At 40.6% G+C, this 14229-nt stretch carries 18 protein-coding genes; 4 read left to right on the forward strand and 14 right to left on the reverse strand.

Annotated features, from left to right (window positions below; all coding sequences use genetic code 11):
- Positions 1–506 precede the first annotated feature (506 nt).
- The 3 genes from OQE68_RS11955 (at position 507) to OQE68_RS11965 (ending at position 2537) form a co-directional block, all read left to right on the forward strand.
- The gene (locus tag OQE68_RS11955) at positions 507–1904 is read left to right on the forward strand and encodes a PAAR domain-containing protein (protein WP_180568753.1); all 1398 of its coding nucleotides are present in this window, start codon (positions 507–509) and stop codon (positions 1902–1904) included.
- 1 nt (position 1905) lies between these two features.
- Positions 1906–2214: a hypothetical protein gene (locus OQE68_RS11960; RefSeq protein WP_180568752.1), complete on the forward strand. Its 309-nt coding sequence runs from the start codon at positions 1906–1908 to the stop codon at positions 2212–2214.
- Between the two features lie 131 nt (positions 2215–2345).
- On the forward strand, positions 2346–2537 hold the full coding sequence (locus tag OQE68_RS11965) for a hypothetical protein (protein WP_180568751.1): 192 nt from the start codon (positions 2346–2348) through the stop codon (positions 2535–2537).
- Between the two features lie 10 nt (positions 2538–2547).
- Here the strand turns inward: OQE68_RS11965 and OQE68_RS11970 are convergent, their stop codons facing one another.
- From OQE68_RS11970 to OQE68_RS11980, 3 genes are all read right to left on the reverse strand, one after another.
- A complete protein-coding gene (locus tag OQE68_RS11970) occupies positions 2548–3303 on the reverse strand; it encodes a DNA adenine methylase (RefSeq protein ID WP_180568750.1) in 756 nt (251 codons plus the stop codon).
- A 185-nt stretch (positions 3304–3488) separates the two neighbouring features.
- Positions 3489–4505, reverse strand: coding sequence for a glycosaminoglycan attachment site (locus OQE68_RS11975; RefSeq protein ID WP_180568749.1), 1017 nt, complete (start codon positions 4503–4505; stop codon positions 3489–3491).
- A 92-nt stretch (positions 4506–4597) separates the two neighbouring features.
- Positions 4598–5530 (reverse strand): contractile injection system protein, VgrG/Pvc8 family, encoded by a 933-nt coding sequence (locus tag OQE68_RS11980; protein ID WP_180568748.1) that lies wholly within the window; start codon positions 5528–5530, stop codon positions 4598–4600.
- A gap of 74 nt (positions 5531–5604) precedes the next feature.
- On the opposite strand from OQE68_RS11980, the gene OQE68_RS11985 reads away from it, so the two are divergent.
- On the forward strand, positions 5605–5862 hold the full coding sequence (locus OQE68_RS11985) for a peptide chain release factor family protein (RefSeq protein ID WP_180568747.1): 258 nt from the start codon (positions 5605–5607) through the stop codon (positions 5860–5862).
- An 11-nt stretch (positions 5863–5873) separates the two neighbouring features.
- Here the strand turns inward: OQE68_RS11985 and OQE68_RS11990 are convergent, their stop codons facing one another.
- The 11 genes from OQE68_RS11990 to OQE68_RS12040 form a co-directional block, all read right to left on the reverse strand.
- Positions 5874–6077, reverse strand: coding sequence for a tail protein X (locus OQE68_RS11990; RefSeq protein WP_180568746.1), 204 nt, complete (start codon positions 6075–6077; stop codon positions 5874–5876).
- Positions 6046–6453 carry a phage tail protein gene (locus OQE68_RS11995; RefSeq protein ID WP_180568745.1) on the reverse strand — a complete coding sequence of 136 codons (408 nt, stop codon included), beginning with the start codon at positions 6451–6453 and terminating at the stop codon, positions 6046–6048. Before OQE68_RS11995 ends, OQE68_RS11990 begins: the two co-directional genes overlap by 32 nt.
- A complete protein-coding gene (locus OQE68_RS12000) occupies positions 6450–8579 on the reverse strand; it encodes a phage tail tape measure protein (RefSeq protein WP_266195644.1) in 2130 nt (709 codons plus the stop codon). The genes OQE68_RS11995 and OQE68_RS12000 overlap by 4 nt, the downstream gene beginning before the upstream one ends.
- Before the next feature lie 121 nt (positions 8580–8700).
- Positions 8701–8958, reverse strand: a complete 258-nt coding sequence (locus tag OQE68_RS12005; protein ID WP_266195645.1) for a phage tail assembly protein — start codon at positions 8956–8958, stop codon at positions 8701–8703.
- Between the two features lie 57 nt (positions 8959–9015).
- Entirely contained in the window at positions 9016–9519 is a 504-nt protein-coding gene (locus OQE68_RS12010) for a phage major tail tube protein (RefSeq protein WP_266195646.1), read from the reverse strand.
- A complete protein-coding gene (locus OQE68_RS12015; RefSeq protein WP_266195460.1) occupies positions 9506–10705 on the reverse strand; it encodes a phage tail sheath C-terminal domain-containing protein in 1200 nt (399 codons plus the stop codon). The genes OQE68_RS12010 and OQE68_RS12015 overlap by 14 nt, the downstream gene beginning before the upstream one ends.
- Positions 10706–10727: 22 nt before the next feature.
- Complete coding sequence (locus OQE68_RS12020) at positions 10728–11771, reverse strand: phage tail protein (RefSeq protein ID WP_180571857.1); 1044 nt, start codon at positions 11769–11771, stop codon at positions 10728–10730.
- A 1-nt stretch (position 11772) separates the two neighbouring features.
- On the reverse strand, positions 11773–12468 hold the full coding sequence (locus tag OQE68_RS12025) for a phage tail protein I (protein WP_180571856.1): 696 nt from the start codon (positions 12466–12468) through the stop codon (positions 11773–11775).
- A complete protein-coding gene (locus tag OQE68_RS12030; RefSeq protein WP_180572056.1) occupies positions 12465–13361 on the reverse strand; it encodes a baseplate assembly protein in 897 nt (298 codons plus the stop codon). The genes OQE68_RS12025 and OQE68_RS12030 overlap by 4 nt, the downstream gene beginning before the upstream one ends.
- The gene (locus tag OQE68_RS12035; protein ID WP_266195647.1) at positions 13358–13693 is read right to left on the reverse strand and encodes a GPW/gp25 family protein; all 336 of its coding nucleotides are present in this window, start codon (positions 13691–13693) and stop codon (positions 13358–13360) included. Before OQE68_RS12035 ends, OQE68_RS12030 begins: the two co-directional genes overlap by 4 nt.
- Positions 13694–13760: 67 nt before the next feature.
- Positions 13761–14180 carry a hypothetical protein gene (locus OQE68_RS12040; RefSeq protein ID WP_180571837.1) on the reverse strand — a complete coding sequence of 140 codons (420 nt, stop codon included), beginning with the start codon at positions 14178–14180 and terminating at the stop codon, positions 13761–13763.
- Positions 14181–14229 lie beyond the last annotated feature (49 nt).

Consider the following 14229-nt stretch of genomic DNA (forward strand, 5'->3'; position numbering starts at 1 on the left):
TATAGAAGGAATTCGAAATGAAAAATCTTAGTCCCGACGACTGTCAGCCTTTTAACTATTCCAATATAAAAACAATTGCTGACAGACGCTCAAAATACATTGCGAAGAAATTGACCCATATAAGAGATAGACACGGGACCATCATTGATGTGGAGGAACTAGCAAATGAAGTAAATCTATTAATTCACCAACAGTATATGCTTTTGAATTGCATTATGAGACTTGATCGATTACATACACAACAAACACAGTATGCCTATCAATGTTTTATAGTTAATGATAATAATTATTGAATACAATAAAGGAGATAAATTAATTTTTGAATATACAATAAAATATACAACCTCAATTAAAATGCAGTAAATAAGGATTACCTCTCGATGCCGGCAAGAGAGGTAAATTAAATAAACAAGCTACTCAAATTTTAAACCTGACTTTTTACCAGCAGAGCCAATTAGTGTTGTCTAAACTACTTATTAGAAGACAGTTAGTAGTGGTGCAGTACAATGATTCAGTGGTCGCGCGTTGGTGATAAAGATTCTGGTGGCAATACGATAGTTGAAGGTAGTCCAAACCATATTGAGGATGGCAAGCCCGTTGCTCGTGTGGGTGATAAATTGAGTGATGGCAGTGTTATCCTTACTGGGCATCCATGTATTTTAGTTGATGATAAACCAGTTGCTATGGTTGGTAGTAAAGTCAGCAATGGCAATGTACTAGTTTCAAATGACTCTATTACTCAGCTTGGGTTTGAGCAAGTTGGCTATAGCTCAGTTAGCTCTGCTAAAGAGGGTCTTTCAGCAGCAGGATTACTTAGAGATATAAGCCCAAACAACGTAACATCTGAAAGCTTGGTCTCTCAGTTTATAGCACCTTCACAGGATCAAAACTTGGTTGATGTAACGATTAAAGTTGTTGATTTTAAAGGTTGCCCTATTCCAGAAGCATCAGTTAACGGAACCAATACCAATGAGCAAGGAATAGTCGTCTTAAAAATTCCAGAAGGTCAAACTGAACTTGAAATAAGCAAGCAATTAAGCCCTCTTAATGATTCACTAATGTATGATAAAGTACAGATACATGCTTCCCAACATAAGATACATAAAGTCGTGTTGCGAACTGAAATATTCTCAGCGATTGGGAAATTAAAAGTCACATTTTGCAATGACATAAATAAAGAGAGCCTGTTTGGCACACATATTTGTACTCATGATGAGTACAAAGAGTTAATTAAAGAGTCAAAACAACCTGATCATGATTGGGATAACTTGGACTACTTAGGCCACGCATTTGTTAAAGCTTTGCGAGCAGTCGGTCTAGGTGGCGATCCAGCACAATCTAACTTAGCTCAGTTTAAAAATACTTGGGTAAAAGATAATAAAACAGGCATCACCTTATCAGCTAGAAGGCATAACATCATGCCTGAAGTTATTGCAGGAATAGCTTGGTCAGAAGCAGGAGGAGATGCAGGCTTACTAAATATAGTTGGTCATGAAGTAAGGTCAATGACAGAATGGCTTGAAATTACTCGGGCTCCAGAAAAAACCTCTTTTGGTGATGTTGAAATACAAATTAGAAGAGTTGCTGAAACTGGGGGAGTGGATAAAAAGTTAACTTACTGCAATAGAGTCGATGTTATTAACTTATTGAAAAATGAACAAGTCAATATAGCTGTTGTTACTAAGTACCTTGCTGATATGCTTTCACAAATTTATCCAGGTTACACTAAAAGTGATTTTGACCGTTACAAAATAGAGCTTTCAGGATATCTATACAACATGGGTTATCCACATAAACTATTAGGCAGAAATGCAAACTTAGATATCATACGGCAACGAGGTATTTCAAACTATGGTCATGATTTATACAGAAAAATTGACAAAATGAGAGAACTCTTAAAATAATATGAGCTACACGATAGAAATATTAAAACGTATAGTGTTGTACTTATTGCTCATATTCAATTGGGTTTTCTTTTTCCCTCTTGGTAGCACAGACCCAAATGAGTATAAGTTTTTTGATCCTGATACCGTAACTCCTGCTGATCCAGATGATGTTCTTGGTGCTAATATAATGGCATTTCTAATGGTATCCTTGTCGTTAATACTTTACTATTTTAGTAAGTCAATACAGGTAAAGCTGGAAAGAAAGATTATTAGAGTGCTTGCGTTATTACCTATCATCCTTTGTATTTTGTTACGGCTTACCTGGTAATTCAATATACCTTCTTGAGCATGGGACTATATTTTATCGTCCGTACAGACGCAGATAATTAACGCTTCTGCTTGCTGGGTGTTTAGACCAGAGTTAGTCTGGATATGTAAACAAACACCAGCAAGGAGAGCATGATGAAACCAGCCACCCCAACCGAAGAACAACGCTTACAGCAATTCATCAAAGAGCTAACAGCCTTGTCTAAAAAGACTGGTATTGTTATTGAAGCAATAGGCGGGGTTAGCATTGTAGAGCCAGAAGAACTAAAAGCGTTAAGGTATTTAGGTGAAGTAGGAACAGGAGATATTGAGCCTAGGTTTTAACCTGGGCTGATTAATTACAAATAATTAACTCTTTTGATTGCTTTCTGTTGTTACTTCCTACCGTGTAATTAATTTTTACCTCATTAATATCAAGCCCATCAAACACTTGCCGTATATCAGGGTGATCATTAATACTAATGACAAATCGGCCTTTGCTAGTTTTGGCTAGTTCTGCCATGGTTTGGTATTGTTCAAAACCAAACTCGCAACCATAGTCAGCAGTCCCCCAGTAAGGTGGATCAAGATAAAATAACGTGTGTGACCGATCATAACGCTTAACACATTGTTGCCAGTCCAGGTGTTCAATAGTTACCCTCGCTAGTCTCAAATGAGCTTGTGAAAGGGTTTCTTCCAGCCTGGTTAAGTTTAATCTCAATGGTGTGGTAGTGCTGGTGCCAAAGTTTCTGCCTGTTGGTTTAGCGCCAAAGGTTAGCTGTTGCAGGTAGTAAAACCGGGCTGCTCGTTGGATATCGGTTAGCGTTTCGGGTGGGGTACTATTCACCCACTCAAACAATTGGCGGCTAACCAAGGCCCACTTAAATTGACGGATAAACTCTTCTAGGTGATGCTGTACTACCCTAAATAAATTAATTACATCTGATGATGTATCATTTAATACCTCAGCTTTCGAAGGCTCCTTCATAAAAAATAAGGCTGCTGCTCCGCAGAACGGTTCAACGTAGCAGGTATGGTCAGGAAATAGCGGTAAGATATGCTTGGCTAAACGGCGCTTGCCGCCCATCCAGGCAAAGATAGGCTTAGGCATGAAGTCTCCTTCTACAAGGGAAAAACTACTTACAAAAATAACTGCAAGTAGAGGTAGACTGATAAAAAATAAATTTATAAGAAAAAAGTTTATTGTGAAGCTAACACCAGCAATGAGCGGCAAACCGTAGAGGCGTGATTATTGTCCCTCTCGATTGCTTTTGTTAGGCGATTTATTTCACACATTTACATCTTCTTATTTACTGTTTGCAGAAAGCGTACAAGCAGAAAATCATTAGGAGCTATAACTTCAAGCTCACCATCTTCTTTTACAAAAAATTGAGCCACTCGAGAATGATTTAAAGTAGTTTTATTCAATGGTCTTGTAGCGAATGGGTTGTGAAATACATATAACCCATCAAACAAATCTTCGACGTATTCCCTTTTGGGGTTGACTTTCATTGTTGGTTTAATGTCAGCGTCATTAGGATGAAAGGTGGTGTAAACTGAATTGGCATTAGGATTATCGGCTAGAGCCCTTATTTTTCCCCACGTAGCCAGCGAACTATAAACAACTGCACTTATATGACTATAGGAATCGTCTACAAAATATCCAAGTGGAATATCAGTTATTTCATTCTTTACAACACCACCAACATTATAACTAATCACTTCAGGGGACCCACTAGCAATAGTCATTTCTTCATCATGATAAAGACCATACAGCGCGCTAAGGACTGGACGGCCTGCCGCCATGTGAGAATATGGTCTATCAAATGAGGCTATAGCAATTACAAAAGGTTTTCCCTGAACATGAGATAAATGACAGTAACTTTCCCTGTACTTTTTCTCTTTAGAAGAAAAGCTATTGCATATTCTCAAAGTCGATTGAGAATTGAATTCATTTAAATCATCTGGAATGTCAGAAGCATCATGCCCATAAGGCGCTGCCCCACCTACCGGTGGGGCAGCGATTGTTGCTTCAATGCAAATACTCTCTCCACAAGTAGCAACGAAATCTGGCCTTGAAAATGAAAAATCTATTGATGCTCCAAGTTCTTTTAAGCATGCGTGCAAATACAGCTCCCATAAACATGGTTCGAAAGTGCTTTGAAACTCATGTACAAAATTCCCATCACGATCTATAAAACCATCCGCCCAATCTAAAAGCACCACGCGTTCGGGAGTGTACTTTTCTTCGCAAATTAGCTTATATATTGGATGTTGCTTCTCGACCGGGATAATTGCATCAAATAGATTCATTGTACTCAAATCTCGATATTCGTCTAACTATTAATGAACGTCACTATGACGTGATACATTACGTTGTAGTGACGTATAACACCCTTTATACTTCACTTAATTAAACTAACACTCGTCGTATACCCAGAAGCACTTAAAGAATGCTTTGCTTGCTTCACCACCCACTGACCATCAACACCAGCTCTTACACCTTGAATAATCACTGGCCGCTCAGCTATCAGCTCAGGGTTACCCACTAACGTTATGCTTAAAGTGGCTTCTGTATCATTCAACCCATTTAGCTTGGCTTTAGCACTGGCTTGGGCTGCTTCCTTGGTTGGATATACCATTTTAATAGTATAGATCGGCTCGCCTTTACCCACCTTTATATGCTCTGTCTTACCACCCTCAGCACTATGATACTTAGCCATCACACTTTTATAATATTGCCTGTCAGGAGCTTTTAAATTCCATTTATTAATTTTAGAAATTCTTATTACTGACAATTGCTTACCGGTTGCTGTTTTAGTTTTCCCTCGTTCAACAAATACTAAATGTTCCATCATGGGCTTAACTATTGCCCCATGATCTAACGCAATACGACTTAAAAAATTAATATCCGACTCTTCTGTCTGGTCTATGTGATCAATGACAATAGGCGTAAATACTTCTGCAATTTTTGGTTTCAATCCATTGTCATTGGCCACTGTGGTAACAATATCTACCAGCTTTTTTTGATGCCATGAACGTGATTTAGGGCTGCGGATCTGATCCCGAAGATTTGCTCCTTTAGCCTGAATGGTCATTTGATTCGGTGGGCCAGAGAGTGATACTTCATCAATAATAAAATCACCCATATGAATATTCTGGATGGCGACTGCTAACTTGGTACCTTTGGCCGGAATAGGTAGGCTACCTTCATGATCAGAAAGCTTTAGGGTTACGCTATCTGACTTGATACCCGCTTCGTCGGTGAGTTCGAGACTGATTAGGTAGTTTTGGATGTTGACGGGAAATGATGGGATGGTGATTTGTAATGAAGGCATAAAATGATTAAAATATATCCATCTATAATTGATTGAAATATTATTCTTTGAGTTTATTTGAAGTAGTAAAATTTATGGAAGAAGATAGAGTTACATTACTAAAACTTGATATTAATGACCTTCCAAATTTAGAAAAAAAAGATATTGAGGTTGATATTATTCCTGGTGAATGGGGTATGGCAGGTGTCGTAGTAAAAAGGTGTGCCGTTAAAATCACACATATTCCAACAGGACTATTCTGTCGCTGCGATAAGCATAGAGCCCAAAAACTAAATTTTAGTCAAGCTGCAATTGAGCTAAATAAATTAGTTGGAGAAAGGCTATCTAAATAAATATTATCAGCTTAAGACCACAAACTCTCTGCTACCTGAGCTTTAGATTTAAGCTCAGGTAAATCAATTTCAATCCCTGAAGGTAAAACAGGCCCTTTCTCCACTAATCTCGGATTAGCATCTAACACCTGCAGTACAAAAGCTTCATCACCATAATACTGCTTACAAATCCAGTCCAGGGTATCACCGTCCTTTGTTCGGTATACTGTCGCCATAGTAGGTTATGCTCACGCTGAATTCAATCTTACGGCAAATGCCTTCCTTATCCGGGTAGGTGCCACTTTCACTCACTTGGGTGATACACCAATAGCCGAGTATTTCGCCAGTACCCGCTACCAAAATGAAGGGTGCACCTGTACCGGCTAGCTCAACCATATGAAGTAGGCTATCACGACTGCCATATTGGCCAGGGTACATGGTGCCACTTAAAGCCATCGTTCGAACGGTTTCCCCGGTATACTGTTGCTGAGGATAACCACCGATAATAGGCTGACTGGCCCATGTAAACTGCCATTGTTGACGAAGTTTTTGATAGCTGGCTGTCTTGATGGAAAATATAAAATCACCCAGCTTGAGTAGTGTATAACTCATAGAGCAGCCGCCATATCCATATCATAAAGTGCACCACGATGCCTGGCTTCCGCCTCTTGCTCACGCTCTTCTAAAGCATCCTTCACTTGCTGTGTGACTTCTTCTGCTGACATACCTGGGGCTGCATTGATGGTAATTGGTGCGTTTAGGTGAGTGGTGACATTCATGTTTTTTTGTTGGTTGATTTGCTGTAGCCGCTTTTCAATTTGCTTAGCATTAACCGCTTGTGTCTCTTGTATCTGGGCTCTGCGTTGCTGCGTTCGCTGGTTAATTTTTCCGGCAACAGTTTTCTTTTCTTCCTCATCATCGCCAGTAAACCAACGCTTGATGCCTTTTAATTTCTCTATGGCTTTATTAATCCACTGAAACTTACTACGTAGCCAATCAATAGCTGGTTGCCAGACCTTCATGAATAGCTTTTTAGCTGAAAAACTAGAAAGCCTGTTTTTAATGTTATTTACCCCTGAGCTGAATGCATTAAGCACAGAATCCCAGAGGTTTCTAAAATAGTCTTTGATCTGGTCCCAGTTAGCGATTAATAAACCTAGAGGTGTACTAGTAAAGAAGTAGTTTTTAATAGCCTCCCAGGCTACACCGAATATTGCTTTGACTCTCTCCCATAAGTTACCAAAGTAGTCTGTGATTGGTTCCCAATTAGATATCAGCAAACCTAGCGGCGTAAAATTGAAAAAGTAGTGTTTAATGGTTTCAAATGCTGAACTACAAGCATTAGCAACAGTATCAAATGTATCGCCTAAAAATGTGGATACAGTACTCCAGTGGGTAATAATTAATGTCGCACCAATCGCAATGATTTTAATGATTAGGCCAATGGGATTGGCCATCATGGCTAACCCAACGGCTTTTATTGCTGGAATAAATGCTATTAATGCAGACCCAGCTGCCAATACGGCACCGACTAATTTCACACCAACTAATGCACCCACAACAGCCACAATATTTTTCCAACCAATGGTTTCCTCAATAAAATGACTGACTTTACTAGCCACAGTAACGACGGTTTTGCCCAGGTTCCACATAAACCGTCCCACACTCACTAATGAATCAGCTACCTGGATTAACACTTGATTAAAGCGAGCACCGTATTTTTCATGAAAGGCTTTAAACTTAATCATCATGCGGGTAACCAAGGGCATAAACTTGGCACCAATGGATTTACTGACACTGCCAATGATTAGTTTAAAATCTAAAAAGGCGTCCTGAAAATCCTCTGCGTTTTTGGCATCTTCTTTTGAAATTATATTACCGGTGGCTCTGGCATCTTTTCTTAATGCCTCTAAGCCTGCTTTTCCGCCATTCAGCATATTAACCAGCCCAACACCCTCGGTGTCGAATAACTTCATCGCCAGCCGCACACGATCGGCTTTATTGGGGATATGCTTCATCGCTTCCGAGATATGCTCAAACTGCTGTTCAGGCTTCAGCGAGTTTAACCACTTAGCATCTAATCCTAATTCTTTGAGCGCTTTACCCGTTTTACCAATCCCAGCAGCAGCTTCCGATACCCGTCGTACCATCCGTTGGGAGGCAGTATTAAATTGCGCGGTAGACACCCCAGAACGCTCAGCCGCATATTGATATTCTTGAAGCCCTTCGACACTAAAGCCCAGTTTAGCCGCATGTTTAGCAATGGGGTCGCCTCGATCAGCCGTAGATTTCACCATCGCCAACAAACCACCCGCTGCTCCGGCTAACCCACCTGCTGCCCATTTACCGGCGGTTTTTAACTGGCCAAGCCGTTGCATCCCTGATTGCTGAAGTCCTTGGAAACGGGCGGTACGCTGCAACTGTCGTTGTGTGCGCGCCAAGTTATTTAAATTGACTCCATAGCGTTGTGCAGAACGTGAAGCCCGCGACAAGGATTGCTCAGTACGCCGAATCGCATTGGCTAACTGCTGATTACTACCACCCGCTTGTTGTTGCTGTTGGCGTAATCGAGCAAGACGCTGGCGATACCGATCCACCTGTCGTACAGCGGCTAGTTTTTTATTGGTTTCCCGGTAAGCTTTACCTAACCGACTGGCAGCAGATTCGGTTTTTTTAATTGACTTCGCCAGCGACTTATCAATATAAGCGCCAATCGCAATGTTGAGTTTATTCGCCATGATTATTATTGTTGCTTAGGGAGGGATTTGTACCAATCAAGCAGGTCGTCGAGGTCCATGTCTAACAGTTCTGACAGTGGGGTACCTCGCAGGTAGTAGGATAAGGCCAGGCAGATTTGTTTTACTGATTGCCAGTCGATTCTAAAAAACCTGCCACCACTTCATTCAAGTGTTGAAAGTCTGCGGCATCCAGTTCTTCTATGGTGTTAATATCCAAGCCGGATAAATCGGCAATCATATGGATGCTTTGAGTAATTTCACCACCACCCCGTTTTTCAATGTTTTTCATGTCTTTGGTTTTGGGGCGACGTAAGGTGATTTCATTAATGGTTTCGCCATTCTTTTCAACTGGATATTGTAGGGTAATAATTTCACTCATTGTTTTACCTATTGGGTTGTGTATTAATTTAATTGAGAGTTTGGTTTATTGATTTAATTAAAGTCCTAATAAATCACGGACTTTTTGCATATGATCCTTACCATCAACATTACGCACATGGTTAACCACATCAATCTCATAAATGAGTTTGTTATTGATGGTGAGTTTGTAGTAATCCAGTTTGACCGTGGTCGTTAAGCTGGATAGCTCGGCTTGTTTCCATTCACCAAAATCTATTTCACTGACCAGGCCACGGCAAACCGCATCAATTCCTTGATCACCCTGACCAGGGTTGCGCAATACGCCTTTGATATTAAACGGCACTTGTTTACCTTGCTGGAAACCGAATTCTTTCAGTACATTGATATTACAGTCATCAATGGTAAAACTTAGTTCCATGGCTTCCATCCCCATATCCAGGTGAGTAACACCATCCATGCCGCCCCCTCGAAACTCTTCGGTTTTAACCGTGAGCTTGGGAAGTGTAATAGACTGCACTCGTCCTGCCTGGCTTACCCCATCAATAAACAGGGTGGCATAAGTGACATTATTGGCGTGCACTGAGTACCTCCTTAAAATAATCGTCGGTTAACGTGGCATTAAAGGTGATGTGTTCAGCTGGGGTGGGTGGAGTAAAATCAAAGTTAAAATACACCTTGCCATCTGCTAAGGCGTCCGGGGTATTTAAATCAGGATCAGCCCAGCAAGTGCCGCCTAAAATAGCCCCGATATTTTTTAACCGACGTAGATAATTGTTGACACCTTCTGTTACGTCAGCCACGTAGTTTTTGCTGATATTTCTATCAACCGCCCACATATGAGCACGTTGCAATGAGTCATAAATAATTTCGGCTGTACGTACCACATTAATAAAGGCCCATTTAGGATCACCGCTACAGGTCCGGTTGCCCCAAAGGCGGTAGCCATTTTCTTGAATAATGGTAGTGACTTCATTGCTATTTAAGTAATTGGCTCGGCAGTTTTTATCACCGAGTTTAAAATCAATCGGTCTAGCGGTACCTAGCACGCCGTTAATTAATTTATTCGAGGGAGAATGCCAAAACCCATTGTCGTTATCAATTTTAGCCATGAGTCCCGCGACTCGGGCTGATGGCGGTTCAATGACAATGCCGCCTTTACCTTCGTTAGCATTGCTATTCCAGACTTTAACCCAAGGATCGACCAGGTAGGCATAACGTTTACCAAACTTTTTACGGTAGTTAACTGCTTCTTCACCTGTCGTGTTAGGACTATCAATGATAGCCACTCCACCTAAGCGCTCAGCGGCTGTGATCAAGGCATCAGCAGCGGCTTTGATATGTGAAAATTCTGGCGCAATTAAAATACGTGGTTCGACATGTACGGTACTTTTAGCATCAAGCAGTGCATAAATACCGGTATTAGGTTCACCTTTCTTACCAATAATGGCACCCAGTGCAGTGTTTTCATTATCAGTTGTTTCGGGAGCCGCAGGTGGTTTATCGTTAACCCGAATAACGACAACCATTGCCCCAATCTGATCAAAAATACCTTGCAAGGCGGCAGGTAAAGTACCTGTATTACCTAGTTGCTCAGCCTTTTTTAAACTACCTGCCAATAAAACGGGTGTGTCATAGGGGAAAACATCTTCTTTAGCGTCGGGTGCCGTCCCCACTAAACCAATCACACTGCTTTTTACGGTACGTATTGGGCGTGGGCCGCTGTCAATTTCAACGACCTCGACGCCATGGAGAAATTCATCTGTCATGAGTATTCCTTTTTAGGATGGGTTAACGGGTATATTCAATTTTCTCTTTTAGTGATAATACGCATTTAATATCACCTCGATTAAGGGTTGTTCCTGTTCCTACACGCACAAAGTCTACTGTGACCGTGGTGAAGTAAGTATTAGGGATAAAGAGAGAAAAAATGACATTACCTTGGCTATCGGTATATATTGCTTTAGCACTTTTTCCTTCGGATGTGGTTTTTATAAGCTCTCGATTAGGCGCATAACAATAGCCTGCGAAATGATCATTAAGAATTCGGCTTGAGTTGTAGCTAAAGCCCAGTACATGAAATAAAAACATTGCATCATGCTGGTAAATATTAAACGGTGTAACAAAGTGGAAATACACATTATCTTGTGTTTTTAAATCAAATACCTCAAAGTCACCACCAGACGCTGGCGATTCATTATTAGAGGATTCAAAACTGGTTCTATATACAATTCCTTGGAATACACAATGGCGTCTTGACCCCATTTCATCAGGCACACCTGTGTAGTTTTTTTCGTTGTCATACAGTGAGTGTTTAACATATTGTGGGTGAGGATTATCAGCTTCTAAATGGGTTTTCCATTTATCATCAACATATTGCCGCGAAGCTAAGACAATGGCTGGATCAATTTTTAGTTCAACATTCGCTGTATTGCTTAGCTCAAATATCACCCGGACATATAAGCTACTACCACTGCCTTGGGCCAGTGTTGGTTTATAAGTTTTAGGGTATTTTCCTATGACAATTAAATTATCGTCTTCATCATACAAGCCAAACTCGGTAATATAAAAATTACCGTCTTCCTCAACAATAACTGTTTCAGCCACTAGCCAGTTATCGTTGTCTGGGTGTTGAAAAATATGGTTAATTGGGCCTTGCCATTTATCGCGGACTAAAGAAGTATCTGTTTCTTTTGGGTTGGTTTCTTTACCGCCATCTTCGCCTCCATCACCCACTTTTAAAGTGGTTAACTTAACTGTTTTACCTAGCGCTTGGGCATTAATAATTCTTGCTTGCCCCTGCTTTGTGAGCAAACTAAAAAACTCTTGATTCAATTTAAGCTCCTTTCGGACGAATAGTTAAGATGTTGATTGATTGGAAGCCGCTCGCAGCAAATCGACAAAGTTGGCTTTCTAAATGAGTTGTAATTTTTGGAAGTACAGTATGTTTTGCTACAGTTTGATAGCCAGATGTTAGACAACTACAAAATTGACTATCAATTTGTTTAGTTAAATGAGGAATAACTGTTGTTTGTTGGCCTTGCTGGCAGCTGGTAGCTAGACGCGGTACTTTGGCTTTATTGGTTAAATAAATGGTTAAATCAAAATGACTGCGTACATTTTTCGTCTGTTTAATTAGCCGATTAATGTTTTCATATTCTTTTTCAGTGAGGCCACGGGTTTCTAAGTTAACATCGGCTTTAAACGTATAAGGCTGGCCGTTATATTCAAACCATTCGGTTACCGTGATATCCACACCGGTTGCAGCCAAAGCTTTTTTTACTGCGCCAAGCGTGCCTTTATGGCGATGTACTTCTATTGATGCTTTTATAACATTACGCTTGGTTTGTTCTTCCCAGGCTTCGTCCCATTCATCTACCGATAAGGCCCAGGCTAACCAAGGTAAGCAATTGTCAGAACAGGTATCAGGGTTCCAGACACTATTCGGGTAAGCAGGGATATCACTAAACCGTTGGGTATTGTCGGATAATGCTTGCTCTAATGGGCTAGCATTACTGGGTAATAAGCTCATGTGAGATTGGTTGTAATAGACTTAGCTTTAGGTGCTTGAAAGACTTTGGCTTGAATATCGGCTGTGGGTGAAAGTAATTCCACACGGGTAACGCCACCCATATGGAGCGCATCATAAATACCGGATAAGGCTACGGTTTTACCCAGTTTATAACACTGCTCTACATATTCATTTAATGCTGTGGTAGCTGTATCGATAATCGCTTTAGAAGACGGCCCTTGTTGTACGTGTAATTTTGCATTAATTGAGTAATCGATAATTTCGGCGGCTTGCACGGTAATATGATCTGTCAGCGGTCTAACATCTTCATCATTTAAAGCGGTTAACAACGCTTGTTTGATTTCTTCATCAGGCGCCATATCTGCTTCATTAGCTAAAGGTCGCCGTAAAAAAGTAATAATTACCTCGCCAGGCTCATCAGAATACACAGAGACATCAGCAATTTGATCATGGGCATTATGCGCATGAGCTAAATAAGCCCCAACTGGTCCAGCCGTTGAATAACCTTCAGGCCCTAATTGAATACGACGCCTAAAGTCTTCGTCAGTCTCCATAATCGGTGGTTTTGGTGGTATTTGGCTATCATCACCTGAATCAATCACTTTACGTTTTACACCGTAATTAGCGCCTAAATGATCTAAATCACTACCCACTGCATATGCCAGCATGACAGCCTTAGCCCGTTCATTAAACTGCTGTCGAATCAGCATTTCACGATAAGCGCAGACCTCTAAAATCTTCATCGCAGGGTCTGATTCGACCAGTGCAGTAAAACTGCTATCGCGTTTTTGTAGGTCATCAAGCATTGATGCTAGGACCATTTCATAATCGATTTGCTCGATTACATCCGGTGCAGGTAACTGTGATAAATCAATGGCAGTAAATTCGCTCATATAATGATGCCATCCAACGTAATGGGTTTGCCTTCAGGTAAATAAATCCCTTCTAACGCAATCAATAACTCACCTGGCTCGCCGCGATAAGCCTGAACTTTGTTGACTTTTATGCGTGGTTCCCAACGGATTAAGGCTTCAGCGGTTGCCGCGTAGATTTCCACTAACCACTGACCATTCATGGGGCGGTCCACTAATTCAGGCAAACGGCTGCCATAATCACGCCGCATCAGTCGGGTTCCAATGCGGGTGGTTAATATATCAGTGATGGATTGGCGGAGGTGATCGAGGTTAGAAAGGGGTTTACCGGTTTGTCGGTGAGTGCCTTTCATAAAATATTTTAGAGGAGTTAATTACTAAAACGATTAGCTACTAAAATTTAATGCTATTACAGAATTTTTATACCACTGACCCTAAATAAAATATAGGTATATACATAGAAATCATTACAAACCCTTGAATAGCTAGTGTTAACAAAAGCGCCAAAACTGAATAAGCAAGCAATGGGTGCTTACGTTGTTTTTCTTTACCTTTGTGAATTAATCTTCTTCTGTAAAGAAGAATGCAAATAGGTAAAAGAAGCAGAAATACTAAGAAATAATATCGATGAGTTTTTAAAACAAATTGTGTTATGGCTGGTAAATCAGCCCCAAAACCAGCAAAGACTTCTAAAAACTGTGGAATAACAAAAACTACCCCAATATGGATAAATAAAGAAAAAACAAGCAGCCCTAGCGATAACAGTAAAGCACGCGTACTTATTGATTCTATTTTACAGTCTTCAAGACTTGATTCAGGTACTGCATAAGGCTCTTTCACGAACTTCTCCACAACTTGCTTTAATGCTAGATTTGGTAGCGCGTGTATA

The organism is Spartinivicinus marinus (assembly GCF_026309355.1).
Lineage (GTDB): Bacteria > Pseudomonadota > Gammaproteobacteria > Pseudomonadales > Zooshikellaceae > Spartinivicinus > Spartinivicinus marinus.

Coding starts and splice junctions, on each gene's coding strand:
- OQE68_RS11980 (WP_180568748.1), bottom strand. CDS start 5,530: ATGCCTTCATTACAAATCACCATCCCATCATTTCCCGTCAACATCCAA.
- OQE68_RS11960 (WP_180568752.1), top strand. CDS start 1,906: ATGAGCTACACGATAGAAATATTAAAACGTATAGTGTTGTACTTATTG.
- OQE68_RS11970 (WP_180568750.1), bottom strand. CDS start 3,303: ATGCCTAAGCCTATCTTTGCCTGGATGGGCGGCAAGCGCCGTTTAGCC.
- OQE68_RS12000 (WP_266195644.1), bottom strand. CDS start 8,579: ATGGCGAATAAACTCAACATTGCGATTGGCGCTTATATTGATAAGTCG.
- OQE68_RS11995 (WP_180568745.1), bottom strand. CDS start 6,453: ATGAGTTATACACTACTCAAGCTGGGTGATTTTATATTTTCCATCAAG.
- OQE68_RS12035 (WP_266195647.1), bottom strand. CDS start 13,693: ATGAAAGGCACTCACCGACAAACCGGTAAACCCCTTTCTAACCTCGAT.
- OQE68_RS12025 (WP_180571856.1), bottom strand. CDS start 12,468: ATGAGCTTATTACCCAGTAATGCTAGCCCATTAGAGCAAGCATTATCC.
- OQE68_RS11990 (WP_180568746.1), bottom strand. CDS start 6,077: ATGGCGACAGTATACCGAACAAAGGACGGTGATACCCTGGACTGGATT.
- OQE68_RS12005 (WP_266195645.1), bottom strand. CDS start 8,958: ATGAGTGAAATTATTACCCTACAATATCCAGTTGAAAAGAATGGCGAA.
- OQE68_RS12030 (WP_180572056.1), bottom strand. CDS start 13,361: ATGAGCGAATTTACTGCCATTGATTTATCACAGTTACCTGCACCGGAT.
- OQE68_RS11975 (WP_180568749.1), bottom strand. CDS start 4,505: ATGAATCTATTTGATGCAATTATCCCGGTCGAGAAGCAACATCCAATA.
- OQE68_RS11985 (WP_180568747.1), top strand. CDS start 5,605: ATGGAAGAAGATAGAGTTACATTACTAAAACTTGATATTAATGACCTT.
- OQE68_RS12015 (WP_266195460.1), bottom strand. CDS start 10,705: ATGACAGATGAATTTCTCCATGGCGTCGAGGTCGTTGAAATTGACAGC.
- OQE68_RS11965 (WP_180568751.1), top strand. CDS start 2,346: ATGATGAAACCAGCCACCCCAACCGAAGAACAACGCTTACAGCAATTC.
- OQE68_RS11955 (WP_180568753.1), top strand. CDS start 507: ATGATTCAGTGGTCGCGCGTTGGTGATAAAGATTCTGGTGGCAATACG.